This is a genomic window from Rhizobium terrae (assembly GCF_003425685.1).
Taxonomy (GTDB): Bacteria; Pseudomonadota; Alphaproteobacteria; order Rhizobiales; family Rhizobiaceae; genus Neorhizobium; species Neorhizobium terrae.
On sequence record NZ_QJKM01000009.1, the window covers coordinates 281,895 to 307,220 of the forward strand.

At 61.6% G+C, this 25,326-nt stretch carries 24 protein-coding genes; 11 read left to right on the forward strand and 13 right to left on the reverse strand.

Annotation, left to right across the window (positions count from 1 at the left end):
• Positions 1 to 58 precede the first annotated feature (58 nt).
• The 4 genes from DMO26_RS18870 to trxB form a co-directional block, all read right to left on the reverse strand.
• Positions 59 to 1,183, reverse strand: a complete 1,125-nt coding sequence (locus DMO26_RS18870; RefSeq protein ID WP_117193705.1) for an alkene reductase — start codon at positions 1,181 to 1,183, stop codon at positions 59 to 61.
• Positions 1,184 to 1,229: 46 nt separating this feature from the next.
• Complete coding sequence (locus DMO26_RS18875) at positions 1,230 to 1,526, reverse strand: ArsR/SmtB family transcription factor (RefSeq protein ID WP_117193769.1); 297 nt, start codon at positions 1,524 to 1,526, stop codon at positions 1,230 to 1,232.
• A gap of 618 nt (positions 1,527 to 2,144) precedes the next feature.
• A complete protein-coding gene (locus tag DMO26_RS18880) occupies positions 2,145 to 3,047 on the reverse strand; it encodes a LysR family transcriptional regulator VtlR (protein WP_117193706.1) in 903 nt (300 codons plus the stop codon).
• Between the two features lie 9 nt (positions 3,048 to 3,056).
• Positions 3,057 to 4,031, reverse strand: a complete 975-nt coding sequence (gene trxB, locus DMO26_RS18885; RefSeq protein ID WP_117193707.1) for a thioredoxin-disulfide reductase — start codon at positions 4,029 to 4,031, stop codon at positions 3,057 to 3,059.
• Between the two features lie 319 nt (positions 4,032 to 4,350).
• On the opposite strand from trxB, the gene DMO26_RS18890 reads away from it, so the two are divergent.
• From DMO26_RS18890 to DMO26_RS18905, 4 genes are read left to right on the forward strand one after another with little or no spacing between them, the layout of a single operon-like run.
• Positions 4,351 to 5,010: a class I SAM-dependent methyltransferase gene (locus DMO26_RS18890; RefSeq protein WP_205421239.1), complete on the forward strand. Its 660-nt coding sequence runs from the start codon at positions 4,351 to 4,353 to the stop codon at positions 5,008 to 5,010.
• A gap of 55 nt (positions 5,011 to 5,065) precedes the next feature.
• Positions 5,066 to 5,536, forward strand: coding sequence for an Lrp/AsnC family transcriptional regulator (locus tag DMO26_RS18895; protein WP_117193709.1), 471 nt, complete (start codon positions 5,066 to 5,068; stop codon positions 5,534 to 5,536).
• A gap of 6 nt (positions 5,537 to 5,542) precedes the next feature.
• Positions 5,543 to 6,367, forward strand: a complete 825-nt coding sequence (locus tag DMO26_RS18900) for a glycosyltransferase family 2 protein (RefSeq protein ID WP_117193710.1) — start codon at positions 5,543 to 5,545, stop codon at positions 6,365 to 6,367.
• A 13-nt stretch (positions 6,368 to 6,380) separates the two neighbouring features.
• Positions 6,381 to 7,403 (forward strand): glycosyltransferase, encoded by a 1,023-nt coding sequence (locus DMO26_RS18905; RefSeq protein ID WP_117193770.1) that lies wholly within the window; start codon positions 6,381 to 6,383, stop codon positions 7,401 to 7,403.
• Between the two features lie 15 nt (positions 7,404 to 7,418).
• On the opposite strand, the gene DMO26_RS18910 is transcribed toward DMO26_RS18905, so the two are convergent.
• The 5 genes from DMO26_RS18910 to DMO26_RS18930 all read right to left on the reverse strand — a co-directional run bounded on the left by DMO26_RS18910 (position 7,419) and on the right by DMO26_RS18930 (position 15,162).
• Positions 7,419 to 8,471 carry a glycosyltransferase family 4 protein gene (locus tag DMO26_RS18910; protein ID WP_117193771.1) on the reverse strand — a complete coding sequence of 351 codons (1,053 nt, stop codon included), beginning with the start codon at positions 8,469 to 8,471 and terminating at the stop codon, positions 7,419 to 7,421.
• A 42-nt stretch (positions 8,472 to 8,513) separates the two neighbouring features.
• On the reverse strand, positions 8,514 to 8,990 hold the full coding sequence (gene greA / locus DMO26_RS18915; protein WP_117193772.1) for a transcription elongation factor GreA: 477 nt from the start codon (positions 8,988 to 8,990) through the stop codon (positions 8,514 to 8,516).
• Between the two features lie 411 nt (positions 8,991 to 9,401).
• Positions 9,402 to 10,589, reverse strand: a complete 1,188-nt coding sequence (locus DMO26_RS18920) for a T6SS phospholipase effector Tle1-like catalytic domain-containing protein (RefSeq protein ID WP_117193711.1) — start codon at positions 10,587 to 10,589, stop codon at positions 9,402 to 9,404.
• Between the two features lie 95 nt (positions 10,590 to 10,684).
• Positions 10,685 to 14,170, reverse strand: coding sequence for a carbamoyl-phosphate synthase large subunit (gene carB / locus DMO26_RS18925; protein ID WP_117193712.1), 3,486 nt, complete (start codon positions 14,168 to 14,170; stop codon positions 10,685 to 10,687).
• 155 nt (positions 14,171 to 14,325) lie between these two features.
• The gene (locus DMO26_RS18930) at positions 14,326 to 15,162 is read right to left on the reverse strand and encodes a LytTR family transcriptional regulator DNA-binding domain-containing protein (protein ID WP_117193713.1); all 837 of its coding nucleotides are present in this window, start codon (positions 15,160 to 15,162) and stop codon (positions 14,326 to 14,328) included.
• A gap of 102 nt (positions 15,163 to 15,264) precedes the next feature.
• Between DMO26_RS18930 and DMO26_RS18935 the strand changes: the two genes are divergently transcribed.
• From DMO26_RS18935 to ypfJ, 3 genes are all read left to right on the forward strand, one after another.
• Positions 15,265 to 15,747 carry a DUF2306 domain-containing protein gene (locus DMO26_RS18935; RefSeq protein ID WP_117193714.1) on the forward strand — a complete coding sequence of 161 codons (483 nt, stop codon included), beginning with the start codon at positions 15,265 to 15,267 and terminating at the stop codon, positions 15,745 to 15,747.
• Positions 15,748 to 15,882: 135 nt separating this feature from the next.
• A complete protein-coding gene (locus DMO26_RS18940) occupies positions 15,883 to 17,118 on the forward strand; it encodes an MFS transporter (protein ID WP_117193715.1) in 1,236 nt (411 codons plus the stop codon).
• A 98-nt stretch (positions 17,119 to 17,216) separates the two neighbouring features.
• Positions 17,217 to 18,122: a KPN_02809 family neutral zinc metallopeptidase gene (gene ypfJ / locus DMO26_RS18945; protein WP_117193716.1), complete on the forward strand. Its 906-nt coding sequence runs from the start codon at positions 17,217 to 17,219 to the stop codon at positions 18,120 to 18,122.
• Positions 18,123 to 18,256: 134 nt separating this feature from the next.
• On the opposite strand, the gene DMO26_RS18950 is transcribed toward ypfJ, so the two are convergent.
• Entirely contained in the window at positions 18,257 to 18,739 is a 483-nt protein-coding gene (locus tag DMO26_RS18950; protein WP_117193717.1) for an SRPBCC family protein, read from the reverse strand.
• A gap of 46 nt (positions 18,740 to 18,785) precedes the next feature.
• Between DMO26_RS18950 and DMO26_RS18955 the strand changes: the two genes are divergently transcribed.
• Complete coding sequence (locus tag DMO26_RS18955; RefSeq protein WP_117193718.1) at positions 18,786 to 19,109, forward strand: ArsR/SmtB family transcription factor; 324 nt, start codon at positions 18,786 to 18,788, stop codon at positions 19,107 to 19,109.
• A 3-nt stretch (positions 19,110 to 19,112) separates the two neighbouring features.
• Here DMO26_RS18955 and DMO26_RS18960 read toward each other — a convergent pair whose 3' ends face one another.
• The 3 genes from DMO26_RS18960 to DMO26_RS18970 all read right to left on the reverse strand — a co-directional run bounded on the left by DMO26_RS18960 (position 19,113) and on the right by DMO26_RS18970 (position 21,268).
• Positions 19,113 to 19,592 (reverse strand): DUF2938 domain-containing protein, encoded by a 480-nt coding sequence (locus tag DMO26_RS18960; protein ID WP_117193719.1) that lies wholly within the window; start codon positions 19,590 to 19,592, stop codon positions 19,113 to 19,115.
• A 75-nt stretch (positions 19,593 to 19,667) separates the two neighbouring features.
• Positions 19,668 to 20,039: a phospholipid-binding protein gene (locus tag DMO26_RS18965; RefSeq protein ID WP_117193720.1), complete on the reverse strand. Its 372-nt coding sequence runs from the start codon at positions 20,037 to 20,039 to the stop codon at positions 19,668 to 19,670.
• Between the two features lie 233 nt (positions 20,040 to 20,272).
• On the reverse strand, positions 20,273 to 21,268 hold the full coding sequence (locus DMO26_RS18970; RefSeq protein ID WP_117193721.1) for an aldo/keto reductase: 996 nt from the start codon (positions 21,266 to 21,268) through the stop codon (positions 20,273 to 20,275).
• Positions 21,269 to 21,382: 114 nt separating this feature from the next.
• Between DMO26_RS18970 and DMO26_RS18975 the strand changes: the two genes are divergently transcribed.
• From DMO26_RS18975 to DMO26_RS18985, 3 genes are all read left to right on the forward strand, one after another.
• Positions 21,383 to 22,288, forward strand: coding sequence for a LysR family transcriptional regulator (locus DMO26_RS18975; RefSeq protein ID WP_117193722.1), 906 nt, complete (start codon positions 21,383 to 21,385; stop codon positions 22,286 to 22,288).
• Between the two features lie 140 nt (positions 22,289 to 22,428).
• Entirely contained in the window at positions 22,429 to 23,688 is a 1,260-nt protein-coding gene (locus DMO26_RS18980) for a TCR/Tet family MFS transporter (protein ID WP_117193723.1), read from the forward strand.
• Positions 23,689 to 23,919: 231 nt separating this feature from the next.
• Positions 23,920 to 25,302 (forward strand): MATE family efflux transporter, encoded by a 1,383-nt coding sequence (locus tag DMO26_RS18985; protein ID WP_117193724.1) that lies wholly within the window; start codon positions 23,920 to 23,922, stop codon positions 25,300 to 25,302.
• Positions 25,303 to 25,326 lie beyond the last annotated feature (24 nt).

The following is a 25,326-nucleotide window of genomic DNA, read 5'->3' on the forward strand; positions in this document are numbered from 1 at the left end:
GGGCAGGTGTTTAACGGCGGTCAGGGATGGTGCTGTCTGTCAGCCCCTTCTCCCATCGTCAGGCGACCACCGCTTCGAGCGCCGGATAGTCGGTATAGCCCTTTGCGCCGCCGCCGTAGAAGGTGGCCTTGTCCGCCTCGTTGAGCGGCGCGTTGTCCTTGAAGCGCCGGACGAGGTCCGGATTGGCGAGGAAGAGTTTGCCGAAGGCAACCGCATCCGCATAACCGCTTTCCACCGCCTCCTTCGCGCTGTCTCCGTCATAACCGTTGTTGACCAGCCAGCCGCCGGTGCCGCCGGCCTTCCGGTAGACGTCCTTCAGTTCCTGGTAGTCGAAAGGCTTGTCGCCCTGGAAGAAGGCCCGGTCGCCGCCGGTCGCGCCTTCGATCACATGGATGAAGGCGAGGCCGCGCGGGCCGAGCTGCTCGACCACATGGTTGAAGAGCGGCTGCGGGTTGGTCTCGGTGATGCCATTGCCGGGCGTAACCGGCGACAGGCGGATACCGACGCGGCCGGCGCCGATTTCCCTCGCCACCGCATCGACGACTTCCAGGAGAAAGCGGGCGCGGTTCTGGATCGAGCCGCCATATTCGTCGGCCCGCTGGTTGGCCCCGGACTTCAGGAATTGATCGATCAGGTAACCGTTGGCGCCGTGGATTTCCACGCCGTCGAAACCGGCATCGATCGCGGCACGTGCGCCCTTGCGAAAATCATCGACGATGCCGGCGATTTCGGAAAGTTCGAGGGCGCGGGGCGCCGAGGTATCGACGAAGGCGCCGGAGCCATCCGGATTGATGACATAGGTCTTGCTGCCGGCCGGAATGGCCGATGGGGCGACGGGAGCGCCGCCATTCGGTTGCAGCGAGGTGTGCGAGACGCGGCCGACATGCCAGATCTGCGTGACGATCCTGCCGCCGCGGCGATGCACGGCGTCCGTCACCTTCTTCCAGCCGTCGATCGCCTGCGGCAGGTAAAGGCCGGGCACATCCGCATAACCCTGGCCCTGCTGGCTGACCGGCGTGCCTTCGGTGACGATGAGGCCGGCCGTCGCGCGCTGCTCGTAATAGGTGACGTTGAGGTCGTTCGGGATCGCTCTCGGCGAGCGGTTGCGCGTCAGGGGAGCCATGACGATGCGGTTTGCAAGTTCGATATCGCCGAACGTGGTGGGTTCGAAGAGGCTGGCCATCGGAAATTTCCTTTTTCTGCAGTTTCAGGGAGGGAGGCGGGCCGGATCAAAGGGTCGATCGGAGCTCGTTCAGGAAGGCCGCAATGGTGTCCTCATTGCGGTGGTAGAATGCCCATTGGCCAACCCGGTCTATCTTCACCAAGCCGGCTTTTTCGAGCGTCGAAAGATGCGCCGAGACCGTGGATTGGGAGAGGCCGCAGCGCTTTTCGAACTGGTTGGCGCAGATGCCCATGGTGAGCGGATGCGCCTGATCGCAGAAGTGACGCTCCGGCTCCCTCATCCATTCCAGGAATTCCATCCGGACGGGATGCGCCAGCGCCTTGAGGATTTCCGTTTTGTCCATCGTCAGGTCCAATATCGGAGTTTTCCGATATGTAGATCGGCTGAAGGCGATTTAAAGGGAAGCATTTTGCGAAGAACAGCAGGCGCGTAAAAAAATGGGCCGCTGGATTTCTCCAGGGCCCTTTTAAGTGTGAAGGTCAAAACCTCCAGAGGGGAACAGCCGGCACAGACAACGGGAAACGTGGTCAAACGGTGCCGGCCGACACCAATATGGGAGCGGCCCCCGCCCTCGACAAGGGTGCGCATGGGATATTGAGCAGAAGTTGTACCAGCGAATTTAAGGGGATTTGCCCGGAGGAACAACGGGCCTGTTTCAGGGCAAAAAAAGAGGGCCACCGGATTTCTCCAGGGCCCTATAAGTGTGAAGGTCAATAAAACCTCCAGAGGGGAACAGCTGCTGCGGTGGAACTGGGAGGAAAAAGCCACCATGTGCATCAGCTGTGTGCGATATGGTGGTTTTTTGTGCAGCGAACAATGCCTGTTTGTGCAGGACTGCCATGCATCGTCTGCAATGCTTTCGTCTTAAAAGCTCAACGATCGCATATCAGGTCGCCGCAGACCATTGAAATCCTTTAGATTTAAAGAAATCCGGCGGTGCTTTTAGCCTGTGGATCGCGGATCAAAAATTCCAGTTCCGGGCCTTGCCGACGATGAAATCGCGGAAGACTTTCAGCTTCGCGGCGTTTTTCATCTCATCCGGATAGCAGAAATATGTGTCGAAGGACGGGATGTCGGCGTTGATCGCCAGCTGAATCAGTCCCGGGTCGCGGCCGACGATATAATCCGGCAGGCAGGCTATCCCTATCCCGAGCAGGCAGGCCCGCTTGATCGAGGTCTGGCTGTTGATCTGCAGATGCGGCGTGCGGGTGTTGTCCGACGAGCGGCCGGCATATTCCAGCCAGTTGACGTCGAGCAGGTAGTTCGGCGCCGGCTCGCCGAAGGTGATGATCCGATGATGGTCCAGATCCTCGATCGACTGCGGTTCGCCGTAGCGGTTGATATAGGATGGAGCCGCATACACGTGCATGTGCACGGTGAAGAGCTTGCGCTGGATGAGGTCCGACTGCTGCGGCTGGCGGAGCCGGATGGCGCAATCCGCATGGCGCATGTTCACATCCACCTCCTCGTTGTCGAGGATGAGCTGGATCGACATTTCCGGATAGAGCTGCAGGAATTCCTGTACCTTGTCGGTGAGCCATCCCTGGCCGAGGCCGACGGTGGTGGTGACGCGCAGCTTGCCGGACGGCTTTTCCGTCGTCTCGGTCAGCTGCATCTTCACGGTTTCAAGCTTCAACAGCACGTCGTGGGCGGTTCGGTAGAGAAGCTCGCCCTGTTCGGTGAGGATGAGGCCGCGCGCATGACGATGGAACAGCTTGACGCCGACATCCTGTTCGAGCGCGCTCACCTGGCGGCTGATCGCCGACTGGGACAGATGCAGCTTGTCGGCCGCGTGGGTGAAGGAACCTGCCTCCGCCGCAGCGTGGAAGATGCGCAGTTTATCCCAGTCGAGCGGAACACCCATCGTAAAACGTCACTCCGCCGCCACTGCCACCGGCTGGATGCCGGCGAGATAACGTTCGGCCTCGAGCGCTGCCATGCAGCCCATGCCGGCGGCCGTGATCGCCTGGCGGAACGTATCGTCGGTCACGTCGCCTGCGGCAAATACGCCCGGCACGTCGGTCGCGGTGGAGTCCGGCGCCGTCCACAGATAGCCGTTCGGCTTCATCTTCAGCTTACCCTTGAAGAGCTCCGTCGCCGGCGCATGGCCGATCGCGACGAATACGCCGTGGATCGGGAAATCGGTGATGGCTCCGGTCTGGGTATTGCGCAGCTTGACGCCTTCAACAGACGGCGGCAGCGGCGCCTTGGCGGGCTGGCCGGTGATTTCAGCGATCTCGGTGTTCCACAGAACCTTGACATTGGGGCGCTGGAAGAGGCGTTCCCGCAGGATCTTTTCCGAACGGAACGAGTCACGGCGATGCACGACCGTCACCGACTTGGCGATGTTCGACAGGTAGAGCGCTTCCTCGACGGCAGAATTGCCACCGCCGACCACGATCACGTCCTTGTTGCGATAGAAGAAACCGTCGCAGGTGGCGCAGGCGGAGACGCCAAAGCCCTGGAACTGCTGCTCGCTCTCGATGCCCAGCCATTTTGCCTTGGCGCCGGTCGAAATAATCAGCGTGTCGGCCATCCAGACCTGTCCGGAATCGGTGCGCACCGTGAAGGGCCGATGGTCGAGCTCGACTTCCGTCACGAGGTCGTTGACGATCTCGGCGCCCACATGGGTCGCCTGCTTCAGCATCTGCTCCATCAGCCAGGGACCCTGGATCGGATCGCCGAAGCCTGGATAGTTCTCGACATCCGTGGTGATCATCAACTGGCCGCCCTGTTCAAGGCCGGCGATCAGCACCGGTTTCAGCATGGCGCGTGCCGCATAGATCGCGGCGGTATAGCCGGCGGGGCCGGACCCAATGATGAGAACCTCGGTATGACGGGCCGACATGAGCAATTCCTTTCAGAGACCGATCGCAAAGTTTTCCACCTCCCATATAGGGAGTCGATTTTCGGTCTGCGGCTTTAAAGCGCCATCTAAGAGTGATCCATGCATCAATGCAAGGGCAGCCTTGCATTAACAACAGATCAGTTGGCATGGAAGCCTCGTCCGTGCATCGCCGGATGTAATTCCCCGTCATGCGGGAGATTAATTTCACTACAGGCATGGCAACGCCGCCGCCCGAGCTTGTTTCAGCGTTTATTTACCATTAGTGGACCTCCTGGGGATAAGGGGAACATCAATGGTCATCAATTCAAGCCGGGTCTGGTTGGACCGCGAGCTGACGGAATTTGCCGCCACATTGGCGGACAATGCTTTGGTTCTGGATGCAGGGGCGGGATCGCAGAAATATTCCGGGAAATTCCTGCGACAGCGTTACGAAGCAGCTGATTTCGAAAAGGTCGACAAACCTTACGCCAAGAGCACTTACGTGTGCGATCTGCGGGCCATTCCTGTCGAAGACCAGCGGTTCGACGCGATCATCTTCACTCAGGTGATGGAACATCTTCCCGAACCGCAGATGGTGCTGGCGGAATTCAACCGGATATTGAAGCCGGGCGGCAGGATATTCTTCTCGGCGCCGCTTTGCTTCGAGGAGCATGAAAAACCCTACGATTTTTATCGCTATACGCAGTTTGCCCTGCGCTACCTGTTCGACAAGGCGGGCTTCGAGGTCACCGATCTGCGCTGGCTGGAAGGCTTCATGGGCACAGCGGCGCATCTGCTTCGGTATCTCGGCAAATGCTTTCCACGCACGCCGGCAGGGTATGGGGGAGGCGTTACGGGCGCCGCATTGTTGATAATTTTCCAGTTTATCGCCCTGCAAATCCGTTTGGTCTCCTCATTGGCGCGTCTTGCTGATATCAGGCATCGCTACACATGCCGTGGAATGCCGCTGAACTACATGGCCGTCCTGGTCAAGCGCTGAAAAGCGCTGTTCCGGCGGGAAGGCGGCAAGGACAGAAAGAAGACTGGAGAGCCGGATGACCGCTCGTTTCGAGCTCGACGCCATCGATATCAAGATCCTACGCGAGCTGCAGGCGGACGGACGAATGACCAATGTCGAGCTTGCCGAAAGAGTCGGTATTTCCGCTCCTCCCTGCCTGCGCCGGGTGCGCAAGCTCGAAGAAGCGGGGATCATCGAAGGGTATCACGCGCTGCTCAATGGGCCGAAACTCGGCTTCGACCTCGTCGCCTTCTGCATGGTGGGGCTGAAGCGCCAGTCGGACGCGGACCTGAAGGCGTTCGCGGCCAAAGTGCAGCAATGGCCGCTGGTGCGCGAGGCCTGGATGGTGAACGGCGACAGCGATTTCCTGCTGCGCTGCGCGGCCCAGAACCTCACCGTCTTCCAGGATTTCGTCATCGAGGTGCTGACGGCGGACGAACATGTGGACACGGTGCGCACCATGCTGACGATCCGGCAGGTGAAGCAGCTCGGGCTGGTGGAAATCTGAGGTCCCATGTCCAGGCCCCCCAACTCCAGGCTCCCGATCTCTGCTTTCATCATCTGCCAGAACGAGGAGGCCTATCTCGGCAACTGCATCGAGAGCCTCATCGATTTTGCCGAGATCGTTATCGTCGATTCCGGGTCGACGGATGGCACGGTGGCCCTCATCCACTCCTACGTTGAGAAGGGTTTTCCGATCCGGCTGTTTCACGAAAAATGGCGCGGTTATGCGGGCCAGAAGCAGTTCGCCCTGGAGCAGTGCCGGGAAGCCTGGTGCTTCAACATCGATTCGGACGAGCGGCTCGATGCGCCGCTGCGCAAGCTTCTGCCGGAGCTGATCGAGGCGCCGGGCGACATCGTCGGCTGGCGCGTCGCAAGGCGCCCCTATCTCATTGGTTACGGCTACACTCCGGAACACGTCAAGGAGCGAAAGAACCTCCGCCTCATCCGCAGGGGAAGCGGCGCCTACGACCTGAGCCAGGCGGTGCATGAGGGGATCGTGCCGCAGGGGCGGGTCGAGAAGGCGAGGGCCGGCAGCCTGCTGCACTATCGGCCGCTGATCATCGACGAACAGATCCTCAAGGAAAACAAATATTCGACGCTGAAGGCGGACCAGCAGGCTGCAGCCGGCAAGAAGCCGAAGGTCATCAAGCTGGTCTTCTCGCCCTGGCTCTATTTCCTGCGGCTCTATTTCAAGAATGGCCTGTGGCGCTGCGGCACGTCCGGTTTCGTCGAGGCGATGACGGGCGCGGTCTATGCATTTCTCACCCAGGCCAAGCTCTATCAGCGGCAGGCGCTGAAGGAGCGGCCGAATTTCGACGATTCCCAGAACAGATAGGATGCCCGAACCGATGAAGGTTCATCATTACCATTTCGGCAAGGACGGCGGCGCGGAAAAGTTCTTCGTGCATCTGGTCGGGGCACTCGGCCGTCGCGGCGTCGAGCAGTCGGCGGTCATCCGACCGGACCGCATCTGGCGCAAGGATATCGAACCTTACGCGAAGGTCACCGAGAGCAATTTCCGCAACCTCTCGCCGGAGCGGCTGCTTTTGCCGATCAAGGTGAGCATGGCGGCGAAAAGGGAAAAGCCGGACGCGCTGTTTTCCTGGGCGACGCGGGCGAGCCGGCTGATGCCGGCCTACAAGGGTTGCATCAAGCTCTCGCGGCTCGGCGACTATCCGACCAATCTCAGTTATTTCAAGAATACCGACATCCTGGTCTGCAACACGCCCGGCATCGGCGACCATGTGCGGAAGATCGGCTGGACGCGCGGCGTCGAGGTGATTTCCAACTTCACCGATACCGACGCGGTGACACCGGCCGCGCGCGCCTCAGCGGATACGCCGGAGGGCGTGCCGGTGGTGATGACCATGGGCCGGTTCGTGAAGCGCAAGCGGTTCCACACCCTGATCGAGGCGATGGTTTCGGTGCCGGACGCCTATCTTTGGATCGCCGGCGACGGAGAGGAGCGGGACGCGCTCGAGGCGCTGGTGCGCGAGCGCGGGATGACCGGACGGGTGCGCTTCCTCGGCTGGCAGAAGGATACGCGGCCTTATGTGGCGGCTGCCGATATCTTCGTCATGCCGTCGAGCCACGAACCGCTCGGCAACGTGATCCTGGAGGCCTGGGCGCAGAAAAGACCGGTCGTTTCCTCACGGTCGGAGGGGCCGAACTGGTTCATGCGCGACGGCGAAAACGGCCTGCTGGTGGATATCGACGACACGGCGGGCTTTTCTCGGGCGATTTCGCAGTTGATTGGCGACAGGACGCTTGCAGCGACGGTTGCCGAAGGCGGTTATGCGACGCTGATGCGGCAGTTCTCCGAAGAGGCGGTGGCCGGCGCCTATATCGAACTTTTCAAGCGGAAGCCCTGAGCGGCGCCGGTCCGCTTACCTGATGCTGCGGTAGACGTTGCCGAGGCGCTTTGCCTCGCCTTCGATGCTGAAGTTCTCGATCGCATGGGCGCGGGAATGGGCGGCTGCCGCCTGTCGGCGACCGTCCTCATCCATGAAGAGGGCGGCGGCCTCGGCCATGGCGTCAAGGCTGTCGCGGGCGATGATCGTGCCGGTTTCTGCATCCCCTGTAACCAGGAGTTCCGGAAAGGCGCCGACATCGGTGGCGATCACCGGTACGCCGGTCGCCATGGCTTCGAGCGGCGTCAATCCAAAACCTTCCCAACGTTGCGGGGCGATGAAGAGATCGAGGGTGCGGTACCACTCGTTGATGTCCGTGTGTTCGCCGACGAACAGGATGCGGTTGGCAAGGCCGGCGGCCTTGACCTTGTGCTTCAGGCCGTTTTCGAATTCGACATGCTTGCTCGTGGCACGGCCGGCGACGATCGCGATCCAGCCGGGCCGTGACGGCAGCAGCCGGATCATCGACTCCACGAAGAGGTCCGTCCCTTTCTGGCGCCGCACCCGGCCGAAACAGCCGATGATCTTCATATCCGGATCGAGGCCGCGCAGGCGTTTCGCCTCCGCCTTGTCCGCCGGCGGTGAGAAGCGGTCGGTATCGATGCCGTGCAGGATGACCGTGTTGCGGACGGTCAGGTAATCGGCGGTCCTGCCGCAGACGGCGATCACGCCGTCCATCCTCGAAATCAGCCATTTCGTCCAGCGGGTATGCCTGCGCTGCGAGGCCGAGGTGAAGACGATCTTCAGCGGCATCCGCAAGACGTCGCGCATAAAGATCGCCGGCAGCATCTCGACGTTGCGGCGGGCGTGCCAGATGCGAAAGCGTCTGCCGCGGGGAGGGCGCCAGAGAGCAAACAAATCGCGATAACGGATATGCGGCAGGTCAGCGGGTAGGCCGGGGCCAAGTGCTGCGACCTTCTGGCCGAGCGAGCGCTGCACGGGGATCAACTGGATGATGGTTGACGTGACGCCGGAGAGGCGCCGCTTGAAATTCGGCGCGATGACCTCGACGTCACGGATATCGACAATGGCGGGATCGCCGTTTTTACCCCCCCGGTTTTCCAAAGGCGATCAGCCCCAGGAAACGGCGAGAATCTCGTAGGCCTTGGAGCCGCCGGGCGCGACGACCTCGATGGAATCACCCTTTTCCTTGCCGATCATGGCGCGCGCGATCGGCGAGGAGATCGAAATGCGGCCGGCCTTCACGTCGGCTTCCTGGTCGCCGACGATCTGATAGATCTTCTCTTCGTCGGTGTCCTCGTCGACGAGCTTGACGGTCGCACCGAACTTGATCTTCGAACCGGACATCTTGGACAGGTCGATCACTTCAGCGCGGGCCGTCAGGTCCTCAAGCTCGGTGATGCGGCCTTCGTTGTGGCTCTGGGCCTCCTTGGCGGCATGGTACTCGGCATTTTCCGAGAGGTCGCCATGGGCGCGCGCTTCGGCAATTGCCTCGATGATACGGGGACGCTCTTCCTGCTGGCGCCAGCGCAGTTCTTCCTGCAGCTTGGCAAAACCGTTCTGCGTCATCGGTACCTTTTCAACCATTTTCTTGTCCTTCAGGCGTGTGCCCGCGGATGCCGCGGACACAAAAAGAAACAGGTTCCGGAGTAAAACTTCGGAACCATCGCAAAATCAGAATTTAGGTCACTATAACAGATTTTCGACAGCGGTTGCTAGGAATTTCGAAACTCTGTCAGGGAGGGCCTTCACGAACAGTATCTGACGGGAAGGGGATTCATTTGTCAATGACTTGACGCCCGAAAAAGAACATTCAGCGAACATTTCAATGGGGGAACAGGAGAGTCGATCGTAACGGAGGAGGGGGCGGATGTTGTTTGTCACAGGTCCACCGTCCTGCTGCGGCTTCCCGCCTCGAGCAGGAGGGTGGAGGAGCGCATACTGTTCCGGAAAGACGTGGGCCGGATCGGCCCCCATAAAGGAAGAACGAGCTCGTCCTCAGGGCACGAGCTGGAAATTGGTGGGTAGATTGGCTGGCCTGTAGGTGCCGGCAGCCTGGCGCGTCTGGACGGATTCATGGATGAGCGCGTCCTCCGGGATCAGCCGGGGATCGACGCAGGGAATATAATACCCCCCGGCTGCATCGCGTTTGCGCCAGGAGGTTTGGGGAACCTTGCGCGGGAAACATTCCACGACGCGCCACGCCGCGTTCATGGAATCATGCAACGGGGTCAGCGGATCGAGCGGTGCATAGTCGGTCGCGCCTTCGCCGAGGACGATCTTGCTGATGACATCATCCTTATAGTGCAGGCCGGTCGGCCGGGTTTCCCGGATCATCCAGTCCAGGGGGATCTTGATCTCGCCGCTTTCCTTTTCCGGATAACCGCCGCCCACATCGCAATGGAAACCTGCGAACCAGACCTCCCTGGCGTTCTGAGGACCCTTGGGCGGAGCAAAGGGGTTGCCGCGATAGACCTGGCCGGGTGTCCAATGTTCAGGCCTGAACATGGTCCGGCGCTCGTCTATTGCAAGGGCATGACGGACCCATTCGACGCTCGGATTGCGGTGCGTGAAGGGATGGGTCTTCAATTGCAGCCGGCCATGGCCTGTCTCGATCATCGAGGCAACGGTATCGAACAGGCCGAGGAGCTTTATGGGCGGTCGGTCGTTGTCGAGCATGCGCTCATAAAGGCGCATGCCGGCGAAGGGCGAGGCATCGTCCCCGGTCGCTGCGCTAGGTTGTTCCGGGATATCCTTGTAGGTTCGATAGGCGTAATCGACCAGATTGAGGTGGTGGCGCGAAACCAGCCCGAACGCGTGGATGAAGCCAGCTAGCACCCTGGCGGTATAGGCGCCGCGGCTGAAGCCGAACAGGTATATGCGGTCCCGATCGGGGTGGCGGCCATTTTCGACCGGCCCGCAATCGTAGTTCTCGACGAGGAAGCGATAGGCTTCCTTGACGTTGTGATCGAGACCCCAGCCGGTCGCAAGGCCCCACACCTCGGCGGCGTCCCGTGCCAAGGAAGACCAGCTCTCGTCCGCTCCGAACGTGCCGACACCGGGGTCGTAGTAGACGATCTGCCTTTCGGACCGCTCCAGCGTGCCGAAGAGGCGCAGGATGTTGGTTCGGTTGGCCTTGATCTGATTGGAAGTGCCATCCAACAGAATAACGATATTCTTGCCCATAGCTGATTTCCCCGGATGCCGGTCGAACGGTAGCATCCAGAGGAACGATTCTCAACTTATGGGCGATCACGCGGCGTGCGATGCGGGATCGGCCCTCAGAAATAACTCTGCAGCGGGCGGACTTCGAGATTGCCGGCTTTGAGCGCCTTGATGGCCAAGGCGGCGGCTTCGGCACCGGCCATGGTCGTATAATAGGGCACCTTCTGCATCAGCGTGGCGCGGCGCAGCGATTTGGAGTCCGAGATCGCCTTGTTGCCGTCGGTCGTGTTGATGACGAGCTGGACCTGGCGGTTGCGGATCGCGTCCTCGATATGCGGCCGGCCTTCCAGCACCTTGTTGATGCGGGCCGCCGTGATGCCGTGTTCGCCGAGGAAACGGGCGGTGCCGCCGGTGGCGAGAACCTTGAAACCAATTTCCGCCAGGATGCGGATGGCCGGCAGGACCCGTTCCTTGTCCGCGTCGCGGACGGAGACGAAGACGGTGCCGTCGCGTGGCAGTTCGACATTGGCGCCGAGCTGCGACTTGGCGAAGGCGAGCGCGAAATCCGTGTCGAGGCCGATGACCTCGCCGGTCGAGCGCATTTCAGGCCCGAGCAGGGTATCGACGCCGGGGAAGCGGGCGAAGGGGAAGACGGCTTCCTTGACGGCGATGTGTTTCAGCGCGCGCGGGTCGGGCTTTTCGCCGTAGGCGGCGAAGGTCGCGTCGAGCTTTTCGCCGGCCATGACGCGGGCGGCGATCTTGGCGATCGGCGCGCCGATGGTTTTCGCCACGAAAGGCACCGTGCGCGAGGCGCGCGGGTTGACTTCCAGCACGTAGATTGTGCCGTCCTTGATGGCGAACTGGACGTTCATCAGGCCGCCGACATTCAGCGCCTTCGCCATGGCTTTAGCCTGGCGTTCCAGCTCGTCGAGCATTTCCTTGGAAAGCGAGCGCGGCGGCAGCGAGCAGGCGCTATCGCCCGAATGGATGCCGGCTTCCTCGATATGCTCCATGATGCCGGCAACATAGACGTCGGTGCCATCGGAAAGGCAGTCGACATCCACTTCGATCGCGTTGGTCAGGTAGCTGTCGAAAAGAAGCGGGTTCTTGCCGAGCAGGGTGTTGATCTGGCCAGTCTTGTCGTTGGGGTAACGCTGCTTGATGTCTTCCGGCACGAGGCCCGGAACGGTTTCGAGCAGGTAGTTCTGCAACTGGCCTTCCGAATGGATGATCTGCATGGCGCGGCCGCCGAGCACGTAGGACGGGCGGACGACGAGCGGGAAGCCGATCTCGGCGGCGACGAGGCGGGCCTGCTCGACCGAATAGGCGATGCCGTTGTTCGGCTGGTTGAGGTCGAGCTTCATGAGAAGCTTCTGGAACCTGTCGCGGTCTTCGGCGAGATCGATCATGTCGGGCGCGGTGCCGAGGATCGGGATGCCGTTCTTTTCGAGCGCCTCGGCAAGCTTCAGCGGCGTCTGGCCGCCGAATTGGACGATGACGCCGACCACTTCGCCCTTTTCCTGCTCGGCGCGGAGGATCTCGATCACGTCTTCGGCCGTCAGCGGCTCGAAATAGAGGCGATCGGAGGTGTCGTAGTCGGTCGAAACGGTTTCCGGGTTGCAGTTGATCATGATCGCTTCATAACCGGCATCCTTCAGCGCGAACGCGGCGTGGCAGCAGCAATAATCGAACTCGATGCCCTGGCCGATGCGGTTCGGGCCACCGCCGAGGATGACGACCTTCCTGGCGGCCGAAACTTCGGCTTCCGAGCGCAGTGCGCCGACGAAAGGCGTCTCGTAGGTGGAGTACATGTAGGCGGTCGGCGAGGCGAATTCGGCGGCGCAAGTGTCGATGCGCTTGAAGACCGGGCGGACGTTGAGCGAATTGCGGAGCTCGGCGACTTCCTTCGGGCGCTTGTTCGTCAGCGAGGCGAGGCGGGCGTCGGAGAAGCCCATGGCCTTCAGCATACGGAGGTTTTCCGCGTCCGTCGGCAAGCCGTGCTCGCGGATGCGGGCTTCCATGTCGACGATCGCCTTGAGCTGCGCGATGAACCATGGGTCGATCTTGCAACCCTCGTGGACGTCGGCTTCCGACATGCCCATGCGCAACGCCTGGGCGACCATGCGCAGGCGGTCCGGCGTCGGGGTGCCGATTGCGGCGCGAATGGCGTTCTGGCTGGATTCGCCTTCCTCGGCATCCGGGATCTCGATCTCGTCGAGACCAGTCAAACCGGTTTCGAGGCCACGCAACGCCTTCTGCAGTGATTCCGCAAAGGTGCGGCCGATCGCCATGACCTCGCCGACGGATTTCATCGCGGTGGTCAGGACCGGCGAGGCGCCCGGGAACTTTTCGAAGGCGAAGCGCGGGATCTTGGTGACGACGTAGTCGATCGACGGTTCGAAGGACGCGGGTGTGGCGCCCCCGGTAATGTCGTTTTCCAGTTCGTCGAGCGTGTAGCCGATGGCGAGCTTGGCGGCGACCTTGGCGATCGGGAAGCCGGTGGCCTTGGAGGCAAGAGCCGACGAGCGCGAGACGCGCGGGTTCATTTCGATGACGACGAGGCGGCCGTCCTTGGGGTTGACGGCGAACTGCACGTTCGAGCCGCCAGTCTCGACGCCGATCTCCCGCAGCACCGCGATCGAGGCGTTGCGCATGATCTGGTATTCCTTGTCGGTCAGCGTCAGCGCCGGCGCGACGGTGATGGAATCGCCCGTGTGGACGCCCATCGGATCGATGTTCTCGATCGAGCAGATGATGATGCAGTTGTCCGCCTTGTCGCGGATGACCTCCATCTCGTATTCCTTCCAGCCGAGCACCGACTCTTCGATCAGCACTTCGGTGGTCGGTGAGGCGTCGAGGCCGCCGGAGACGATCTCGAAGAATTCCGAACGGTTGTAGGCGATGCCGCCGCCGGTGCCGCCGAGCGTAAACGACGGACGGATGATCGCCGGCAGGCCGACATGGTCGAGCGCCTGGGCGGCAATTGCCATGGCATGGCTCATGTAACGCTGCTTGCGGTCGCTCTCGCCGAGGTTCCACTGATTTTCCAGAGCGTCGAGCGCCTTGTCGAGCTCGGCGCCGGTAAGGCTGTCGCGTAGCTTGGCGCGTTCCGCCTCATGGGTCTTGCGGTCGGCATCCTTGATGTCGGTCGCGTTCGCCAGCATCGACTTCGGTGTTTCAAGCCCGATACGGGCCATGGCTTCGCGGAAGAGCGCGCGGTCCTCGGCCATGTCGATCGCGGCGGGCTTGGCGCCGATCATCTCGACATTGTAGCGGTCGAGCACGCCCATGCGCTTGAGTGACAGGGCGGTATTGAGCGCCGTCTGGCCGCCCATGGTCGGCAACAGCGCGTCGGGACGCTCCTTGGCGATGATCTTGGCGACGACTTCGGGCGTGATCGGTTCGACATAGGTGGCATCGGCAAGGCCCGGATCGGTCATGATCGTCGCCGGGTTGGAGTTGACCAGGATCACCCGGTATCCTTCCTCCCTCAGCGCTTTGCAGGCCTGGGTGCCGGAATAGTCGAACTCGCATGCCTGGCCGATGACGATCGGACCCGCGCCGATGATGAGGATCGATTTCAAATCTTGGCGCTTGGGCATGGTCTCTATCCGCTTCTTTTCCTGCGCGAAAAGCCGGCACGGTGTGGTGGGCACCGGTCGGGTCGCGCGTCTATACGTCTTTTCAGGCTAGACGCGGCTTATAGGCAAATGTGTCGGCGAATGTAACCCCATAAATCAGCAAATCGACAGAATCCTTAAAGGTGTCCGAAGCGTAGCCTGACGGCTTCCAGATTGGGGCGGCTTACCGGGATTTCAGTGCCGTCCTTCGTGATCACGAAAAGCTTGCCGTTGTCGCGCTTGAACTTTTCCACATACGCATCCGCCACCCAGTGAGAGCGGTGAACCTGCAGGCCGGGAGTGCCGCCGAGCTCCTTCAGGGCGTCGGCGAAGCGCATGAGGACGAGTTCGTGACCGCGGGTCGTCACCACGTGGGTATAGTGGTCCTCTATGGAAAGGCGGACGAGCGGTCCGCGATTCTGTGGTTTGAGGCGAGCGAGGATTTCAGGCTCGGAGCGCCGTGAAGCGGCTTGCTCGGGGGCCGGCGAGGGCTCGGCTGCCGAAACGGCGGGGGAGGCGGCCGGCACCGAGGCCTCGGCGATCTGACGGTGCATGGCCATGTAGGTCAGGAGACAGAAGAGGGCGCAGAGCGGCAAGGCGAACAGCGCCCGGTGCAAACCGCTATCCATTTCTGTCCAGTATCCGCGGAAGGCGTAGTCGATGACGCCGAGCGCGAAGCCGATCGGCAGGGCGGCGATAAGCGAGCCGATCATCATGCGGGCGAGCGTATGGTTCAGGTGCTTGCGCAAGAGCACTTCCGCGACGATGGCAAGCGTGATCGCGATCGCCCAGGTGACGGTGTGGACGATCAGCCAGTAGCCGAACCGGACGCCGAGCGTCATCTTCTCCAAAGTGCCATAGGGGCCGCTGACGACGAAGATCAGGACGACGAGCGCGAAGGTCGTCCAGAAGCGCCGGGAGCGGGCGAAAAGCTGCAATTCACGAAGCGTGGAATTCAAGAACGGGTGATTCACGAAGTTTATCCGTCGTCTGCGCCATTCCGGTTGAGGACAGGCCAGTCATGGCGGAAACCGGCGGCAACTTCAATCTTCCGATAATTTCCGCAGGTGCTCTTCATGAACCTCCAGCCGCTTCTCGACGCCCCGATCGCCGTTCAGATCCATGTCGCCGCCGTGCTGCCGGCAGCCGTGCTCGGCGCTTACATTCTTCTGAACCGCAAGGGCACGCCGCTGCATCGGGCGCTCGGCAAGGTCTGGATGGTGCTGATGGCGGTCACGTCGCTGTCGAGCTTCTTCATCCACGAAATCAATCTGTTCTACGGCTTCAGTCCGATCCATCTTCTGTCGATCTTCGTGCTCGTCGGCATCTGGCGGGCGATCAGCGCGGTCCGTGCCGGCAATATCAGAGCACACAAGGCGACGGTCATAGGCATGTATTTCGGCGGGATCGTCGTTGCCGGCCTCTTTACGCTGGCGCCCGGCCGCATCATGAACGCGGTCGTCTTCACCGGCGGGCCGAGCTGGATATTGTTGCTGACGCTTCTCGCCATCGCCGGCACATTGTTCCTGCAGCAGCGATTTTCATCACGGCGCGCCTGATTTTTCATCAAAGCGTACCGATCTTCGCCTTCCTGACATGGACAGGTGCGGCTTACGGGACTAGAGCTGCACAACCGGAAAAACTTGCAGCAACGGCCATCCAAGACGACGACCGCTTGCGCGGAGGAAACGAAGATGGCCGATGCAACCTCGAAGCCCGTCCCAGGGTCTGTCGCTGGCACCAGCACGGCAAGCGCCGCCGAAGCGACGGTGCTGCCGATCATCCTGGCGGTGAGCTTCTGCCACATGATCAACGACATCATGCAGTCGATGATCTCGTCGATCTATCCGATGCTGAAGACGGATTATGCATTGGATTTCTGGCAGATCGGCATCCTGACGCTTGCCTTTCAATGCACCGCCTCGCTGCTGCAGCCGGTGATCGGCATCGTCACCGACAAGAAGCCTTTCCCCTATTCGCTGCCGGTCGGCATGGGTTCGACCTTTATCGGCCTGTTCATGCTGGCGAATGCGCACTCCTATATCGTACTGGTCATTTCAGCCTCGCTCATCGGCATCGGTTCGGCCGTCTTCCATCCGGAATCCTCACGTGTCGCGCGGCTTGCTTCGGGCGGGCGCTATGGCTTCGCGCAGTCGGTCTTCCAGGTCGGCGGCAATTTCGGCCAGTCGATCGGCCCGCTGCTCGCCGCCTTCATCATCGTGCCCAACGGGCAGGGGAGCGTCGCCTGGTTTTCGATCGGCGCTTTGCTCGGCATCGTCATTCTCACCGGCGTGGCACGCTGGTACAAGGCGCATATGCTCGCCAACAAGGGCCGCAAGAAGGTCTTGAACGCCCATAACCTGTCGAAGCGCACGGTCGCCGTCGCCCTGGCCGTGCTGGCGCTGCTGACCTTTTCCAAGAACGCCTACATGGCGTCGATCGGCAGCTATTACACGTTCTTCGTCATCGAGCGTTTCCAGGTGACGGTGCAGCAGTCGCAGATCATGCTGTTCATCTTCCTCGGCGCGGTGGCGCTCGGCACGGTCATCGGCGGGCCGATCGGCGACAAGTTCGGGTCCAAGGTGGTGATCTGGTTTTCGATCCTCGGCGTGCTGCCGTTCACCCTCGCCATGCCCTATGCCAACCTGCCGGTGACGATCGGGCTTTCGGCGATCATCGGCTTCATCATGGCCTCGTCCTTTCCGGCGATCGTGGTGATGGCGCAGGAGCTGGTGCCGGGCCGGGTCGGCATGATTGCCGGCATCTTCTTCGGCATCGCCTTCGGTATCGGCGGCATCGCCGCCGCGGCGCTCGGGGTCTTCGCCGACCATTACGGCATCGCCTTCGTGTACAGCGTCTGCTCTTTCCTTCCGGCGCTTGGGCTGTTGACGGTCCTGTTGCCCGGCAGGAAGGAGCTGAGGGTCGCCTGAGGCAAAATCTTCGGCTATGGGATGTGGGACGGATCGCTTTTGCGGCCGGCCGCATTATATCGCCATAGGCGCGTCGCCGCCGAGGAGGAGTAGCTCAGATGGAATGGAAAGGTCGTCGTCAATCCGACAATGTCGAGGACCAGCGCGGCGCCTCCATGGGGAGCCCGATGGGCCGGGGCGGGTTCCGTATTCCTATCGGCGGGGGTGGCCGCCGAGGTGGCGGGGGCCTGAGCATCGGCGGAATCATCGTCATCCTGATCATCTGCTGGATCACCGGCATCAATCCGCTGACGCTGCTTTCCGGCGGCGACGTCGATCTCGGCGGCAGTTCCGGCTATCAGCAATCGACCAACCGGGCGCCCGCCAGCGACGAGACGACTGCTTTCGTGCGCACGGTGCTGGCCGAGACCGAAGACACATGGCACGGCATCTTCCAGGCGAACGGCCAGCGCTACCAGGAGCCGACGCTGGTGCTCTTTTCCGGCCAGGTGAATTCCGCCTGCGGCTTCGCCTCTTCGGCAACAGGCCCTTTCTATTGCCCTGGCGACCATAAGCTTTATCTCGATACCGATTTCTTCCACGAGCTCGAACAGCGGTTCGACGCGGCGGGCGACTTCGCCCAGGCCTATGTCATCGCCCACGAAGTCGGCCACCATGTGCAGAACCTGACCGGCGTGCTGCCGCGCTTCAACCAGGCGCGTCAGCGCATGAGCGAAACCGATGCGAACCGCATGTCGATCCGCGTCGAGCTGCAGGCGGATTGTTACGCGGGCGTATGGGGCAAGTTCACGGACCAGAAGGGCATTCTGGAGCGTGGCGACCTCGAGGAAGCGCTGAACGCCGCCCAGCAGATCGGCGACGACACGCTGCAGAAGCGCAGCCAGGGCTACGTCGTGCCGGAAAGTTTCAATCACGGCACCTCGGCGCAACGCATGCGCTGGTTCAAGCGCGGCTTCGACACCGGGGACATGAAGGCGTGCGACACGTTCTCGGGGAATGTGTGAGGGTAACTTCCCTCAACTTGAGGAGTGGTGCGATCCCCTCACGCGTGTCTTCCAACACTTAGCCTCTGGCTAAAATGTTGAAATCGTCATCTCTCCCGCAAAGGGAGAGATGACCGTGCTACAAACCCGGCCGCCTACTTGTACATTCCCTCACGCAGGTTGATGCCGTATTCCACATAGGCCTTCATGGCGCAGAGCATCTGCGACCAGCCTTGGCAATTGCCGTAGGAGGCTTCGAGCCCGCCCTTCGTTTCGCGCCAACCTTCCTCGGCTATCGTCACCAAAGTGCGGTCGCCTTCCAGCGGTTCGAAGGTCATGGTCACCGTCGTCTTATAATTGGCGGGTACCAGGTTTTCCGGTCCCTGTTCGGCGGGATTACCTTCGTTTGCTTCCCATTTCAGGACGATCCTCCTGTTCTTCTCCACCTCGACGACCTCCACCGGGAATGCGCCGGGAAAATCAGCGAAATCCCAGGTGACGGTGGTGCCGGTTTCCAGCCTGGCACTGGCGCCGCCGGTGGTGAAATAGCCGGACAGTTTCTTTGGATCGGCGACAGCCTCGAAAACGTCCTCGACCGGTTTGGAAATCCGGCTCGATACCTTGAATTTCAGTTCCATGGTCTTCTCCCTTGTTTGTACCCTCATGATGTTATAAAAATATAACATGTCAAGCGACAAACAAAGCGACAGGATTTTCAAAGCCTTGGCGGCGCCGATTCGCCGGCAGATTCTGGATGTGCTGAAGGATGATCCGAAAACGACCGGCGATCTCTGCGCGCGTTTTCCAGACCTCGATCGCTGCACGGTGATGCAGCATCTGAAAGTTCTGGAAGGAGCGGACCTGGTGTTGGTGAAGCGCGAGGGGCGGGAACGCTGGAATCATCTGAACCCGCTGCCGATCAAGGCGATCCATGATCGCTGGATCGGCGCCTATGCGGCGCGCGCGGTCGACCTGCTCGACCGGATGAAGCGGGATCTGGAAGGGTAATGGTTAGCGGATCAGCAGCGCGGTGCCGTAAAGCCCGAGTGCGAACACCGTGTGGGCGGCGAAGTTCAACAGACGAACCTTGTTCGGTCTCGGTGTCTTCGAGGCGGCCCAGCCGAGGCCGAGGCCGGGTTGCATCAGGAACCAGCCGGCGGCGATGGTGACGATCCCGAAGATCCAGGCCGGCACGAAGGTCGGAGCTATGAACCATCCGGTGCCCATGATCAGGCCGAAGATGACGCCGTAGGCGAGGCCGACGCCATAGTGTCCCGCCCAGCCGAGCGCGAGTTCGTGTTCATACGGTTCGGCGGCCGCGATGCTCTCGTGAAAGACTTTTCCGCGCGCAATATGCCGGAACCAGCGACCGGCCGGCGCCCAATTCGCCTTTGGCTGGCCGAACACCTTGTTGAGCACGATCGCCCAGATATCCATCAGGACGGTGGCGCCGACGCCGATCAGGATGCCGCGCCAGAGAAGTTCGATCATGGGAAAGCCGCCGCAAGGTGAGAAGGTTCTTCCTTAAAAACCGTGCAGCGGCGTTTGTCGAGATGTTCGACGCGATCAGGGGAACATCTTGTCGGCGCTGGCCGTCGCAAGCGTCTTGCCGCCCGCATCCAGCGCCTTCACGGTGAACCGGTATTTGTGCTTGCCGGATGGCGGGCAGGGGCCGGTATAGCTGAAGGCGCCGTAGGCGAGCGATTTCTGCCCGGAATAATCCACCTTGCCGCCGCCATGGTTATAATCGGGCACGTCCATATCCTTCATGCGGACGTCGAGCACCTTGGTGCCGGCCGGCACGCCCGACAACGAAATCGGCGGCGATTTGGAATCGAAGCATTTTTTCGTCGGTCCCCAGTCGAAAGAGACCTTCATATCCGCCATTGCGGCGGTACCGGATGCCAGTAGGAATGCGATCGCCATCAGCCCGCGCATGATATCTTCCCCTCAGCCATGACGGAAAGACAGCCTAGGCTTTCATATGAAGCTGTCAACGGAGATCATGCGGTATCGGACCTGCGAGGCGGGTGTTTTTATCGACCTTCGTTGATGCCCGGCGCCGTCGGAGTTTTGACCGGAGGGATGGAGCCACCCCGGCCTTCGCCGGGGTCCGGACGTCCGCCGTTCGAGACGAAACGGATCGTCTTATCGGCTACATCAAGCCGTCCTCACTTCTCGCTATCCAGATGGGCGAGCATTGCCTCCGGATAACGCCCGCCGGCGGCAGCGCCTCTCGGGACCGCACTTTCGATCGCCGAAAGATCGTCTGCGGAAAGTGTGACGTCGAGCGCGCCGAGCGCTTCCGTCAGGCGGTCGCGGCGGCGGGCGCCGATGAGCGGCACGATATCCTTCCCCTGAACTGCGACCCAGGCGATGGCGATCTGGGCGACCGAGACCCCCTTGGTTTCGGCGATCTTGCGCAGTTCCTCGACCAGCGCGAGATTGTGATCGACATTGCCGTCCTGGAAGCGCGGGCTGTAACCGCGGTAATCTCCCTGGATGGAGGCATTCTCCTTCTTCCAATGGCCGCTGATCAGGCCGCGGGAGAGGACGCCATAGGCGGTGATGTCGATGCCGAGTTCACGGCAGGTCGGCAGGATGTCGTCTTCGATGCCGCGCGAGATCAGCGAATATTCGATCTGCAGGTCGCAGATCGGCGTCACCTCGGCGGCACGGCGTATCGTCTCGCTGCCGACTTCCGAAAGGCCGACATGGCGGATATAACCCGCCTTCACGAGATCGGCGATCGCGCCGACGGTCTCCTCAACCGGCACGTCGGGGTCGAGGCGGGCCGGGCGATAGATGTCGATATAATCGACGCCGAGGCGGATCAGCGTATAGGCGAGGAAGTTCTTGACCGCGGCCGGCCGGCCGTCGAAGCCGCTCCAGCCGCCGGCGGGATCCCGCAGCGCTCCGAACTTGACGCTCAGCAGGTATTTGTCGCGCGGGATGTCCTGGATGGCCTCGGCGATCAGCATTTCATTATGGCCCATGCCGTAGAAATCGCCGGTATCGAGCAGGTTGATGCCGGTATCGAGCGCGGCATGGATCGTCGCGATGCTTTCGGTGCGGTCCGAAGGGCCGTACATGCCCGACATGCCCATGCAGCCGAGGCCGATGACCGAAGCCTGCGGGCCGGTCTTTCCGAGTTGACGCATTTCCATGAAGCTTCTCCTGAGATCCTGAAATCGAATTGTCTGGTGCGGCCTCTATCTAAGCCTCTCCGCTTTGTGCGATAATCCGCATAGTCTTGGACAGGCTGTTTGGAATTCTGGACAATGAGTGAACTGCCCCTTGCCGATCTCGACGCTTTTGCAACCGTTGCCCGGCTGAGAAGCTTCCGGGCGGCGGGAAAGTTGCGCGGCGTATCGGCCTCATCGCTCAGCGAAGCAATGCGGCGGCTGGAAGCGCGGCTCGGGGTGAGGCTGCTCAATCGCACCACTCGGACGGTGACCCTGACCGATGCGGGAGAACGGCTTCTTGAGCGGCTGGCGCCAGGCCTTGCCGAGATCGAGTCGGCCATCGACGGCATCAACAGCTTTCGCGACACGCCGGTCGGGCGGTTGAGGCTCAACGTGCCGAGCATCGTGGCGCGCAATGTCCTGCCGGAGATCGCCGGACGTTTCCTCAGGCAATATCCGGGGATCACGCTGGAGGTGGCGACCGAAGATTCCTTCGTCGACGTCCTAGCGGAAGGCTTCGATGCCGGCGTGCGATACGAGGAAGCGCTGCATCAGGACATGATCGCGGTGCCGATCGGCCCGCGCGTCCAGCGGTTCGTCGGAGCCGCCGCGCCGTCCTATGTTGCGGAACATGGGGCGCCGCTTCATCCCCGCGACCTCCTGCATCATCGCTGTATCCTGCATCGTTTTGCGAACGGACATATCGTGTCCTGGGCGTTCGAGGAAGAAGGCCGCCAGTTTACCATCAGTCCGCCGGCCTGTCTGATCGCCGGGACGACCGAACTGGAGGTGAGCGTCGCGATCCAGGGGCTTGGAGTGATCTTCGGTTTCGAGGAATTCCTGGCGCCGGCGCTGAAGAGCGGCGAACTGGTGCCGGTGCTTCAGGATTGGACGCAGAGTTTTTCCGGCCCGTTCCTCTATTACCACGGCCGTCGGCACATGCCGGCGCCGCTTCGCGCCTTCGTTGATTTCATCAAGGCCGATCAGCGCCGCGCCGGGTGATCCTCATCAGGCGTCGACATGCGTTTCATCAAAAATTTTGAAATGTTCACGGATTGTTTCCTTTTTCTTTTGCAGCTATGTAGCAAACCCGGCGATCAGATCGTCTTTCCAGAAAACACACCAAGCTAGAGAGACATCCGATGCTCGACCCGAAATTCGTTCGCCGCGGCCTTTTCCTCGTCTTCATGATCCTTTTCCTCGATATCATCGGGATCGCGATCATCATGCCGGTGCTGCCGACTTTCCTGCGCGAACTGACCGGCGACGACATGAGCGCGGCCGCCGTCGACGGCGGCTGGCTGCTGCTGATTTATTCGGCCATGCAGTTCCTGTTCGCGCCGCTGCTCGGAAACTTGAGCGACCGGTTCGGTCGCCGGCCGATCCTGCTGGCTTCGGTCTTCACCTTCGCGCTGGACAATCTGATCTGCGCTGCGGCGACCAGTTTCTGGATGCTGTTCGTCGGCCGGGTGCTTGCAGGCATTTCCGGCGGCAGCTTCGCCACTTGCTCCGCCTATATCGCCGACATCAGCAATGACGAGAACCGTGCCAAGAATTTTGGCCTGATCGGGATCGCCTTCGGTGTCGGATTCACGGTCGGTCCCGTGATCGGCGGCCTGCTCGGCGAACTCGGCCCGCGCGTGCCGTTCCTCGGCGCAGGCCTGCTGTCGCTTGCCAATTTCATCGCCGCCTGGTTCCTGCTGCCGGAGACCCTCGACAAGGCGAACCGCCGCAGATTCCAGTTGAAGCGCGCGAACCCGCTCGGCGCGCTGCGTCAGATGCGGCATTATCCGGGCATCGGCTGGGTCATGTTGGTGATGTTCCTCTACTGGCTGGCGCATGCCGTCTACCCGTCCGTCTGGTCCTTCGTGTCGGCCTATCGCTATAACTGGAGCGAGGGGCAGATCGGCCTGTCGCTCGGCCTGTTCGGCATCTGCGCCGCCTTCGTGATGGGTGTCATCCTGCCGAAGCTCGTGCCGCTGCTCGGCGAATGGAAGACGGCGGTGGTGGGGCTTTGTTTCTCGTGCCTGGGCCTCACCGGCTACGCTTTTGCCTGGGAAGGATGGGTGGTTTATGCGGTCATCCTCATCACCACGATCGAGAACATCGCCGATCCGGCACTGCGAAGCATCGCTTCTGCAAAAGTGCCGCCATCGGCGCAGGGCGAACTGCAGGGCGCCGTGACGAGCCTGACCAGCCTCACCACGATCGTTGGCCCGGCGATCTTCACGCAGCTTTTCAGTGCCTTTACCGGCGAACATGCGAAAATCGAGTTCGCTGGTGCGCCCTACATGATGGCGGCGATCTTCATGGCATTGGCAATCATCGTGTTTCTGGCGCGGATTTCGCGGAAGACGCAGGCTGTGCCGCTCGAGAAGGGACTCTCGCATCAAGTTTCTTGAAGCGAGGTCCAAAAATTCTGCTGGATCGCGGGTAAGCCTTGCCGCACGGATGATGCTACTTTAAAGCAGCATCATCCGCCGCTTGCCAGTTCCTGGTAGCGGCTTTTTTCGTCCAGAGCGTCGCGCGCCCGTCCGGTCGCTCGAAGCGCGCTCTGACCTATTGAGTCTACACGCCGTGCCTTTCGAAAATCGATCCCGGTTTTCGAGCCGGTGCGGTATGGGAGGTCTGCCATGTCGAGCCAAGTCATCGCCTTCGAGGGGACGACGGACAATTCCTGGTCGTCGCATATGCGTGCGACCTTTGCGCTCGGCGTGCCGCTCGTCGGTGCGCAGCTGGCGCAGATGGCGATCCATACGACCGACGTGATCCTCGTCGGCTGGCTCGGTACGACCGAGCTTGCGTCCGTCGTGCTCGCGACGCAGATGTTCTTCCTCGTGTTCATCTTCGGCACCGGCTTCACCAGTGCCGTCGTGCCGCTCGTGGCGCAGGCGCTCGGCCGCAGCGATGCCGTCGGCGTCCGCCGTTCGGTGCGCATGGGGCTCTGGATCGTGCTTGCCTACGGGGTGGCGACCGCGCCGCTTCTGTGGCTCGCCGAGCCGATCCTGCTGAGGCTCGGCCAGGCGCCGGATGTCGCGGCGAATGCGGCAAGCTACCTGCATATCGCACAATGGGGGGTCTTCCCCGCGCTCGGGCTGATGGCGCTTCGAAGCTTCGTCACCGGGCTCGAGAATGGCGGCATTGTGCTCTACGTGACGATCGGCATGTTCATCATGAACGCGATCGTCGCCTATGTGTTGATCTTCGGGCATTTCGGCGCACCGGCGCTCGGGCTTCACGGCGCGGCGATCGCTTCCGTTGTCGCAAACGTGACCGGTTTCCTGATCGCGCTCGCCTATGTGGAAAGCCAGCCGAAGATGCGCGCCTACGAGGTCTTCGTGCGCTTCTGGCGTCCGGACTGGAGCATGCTGCGCGAGATTTTTCTGCTCGGCCTGCCGATCAGTTTCACCATCCTGGCTGAAACGAGCCTGTTTTCCGCTGCCTCGCTATTGATGGGAATGATCGGCAAACTGCAGCTCGCCGCCCACGGGATCGCGCTGCAGCTCGCTTCCATCGCCTTCATGATCCCGCTCGGCCTGGCGCAGGTGGCGACCGTGCGGGTCGGTCTTGCGAACGGTCGTGACGATCTTCTCGGCGTCAAGCGGGCAGCGGTCGCGGTGCTGGTGATCAGCGTCTTCTTCACGGCGGTCGGCAGCATACTCTATGCCGCGGTTCCGCGGGCGCTAGGCGGGCTGTTCCTGGACGTCCGTCAGGGCGAGGCGGAGACCGTGCTTACGCTTGCCGTGCCCCTGATCATGATCGCCGGTGCTTTCCAGCTCGTCGATGGGCTGCAGGCGGTCGGCGCGGGCCTGCTGCGCGGATTGAAGGATACCAAGGTGCCGATGATCCTGGCGCTGATCGCCTACTGGCCGATCGGTTTCGCCTGTGCCTGGATCTTCGCGTTTCCGCTGGGTTTCCACGGGCCGGGCGTCTGGTTCGGTTTCGTTACCGGTCTTGCCGCGGCGGCCGCACTTTTGTGCGGCCGGTTCTGGCTGCTCGTCGGCCGCCGGACGTGATCAAGCCCCCGGCGGGCCGGTTGC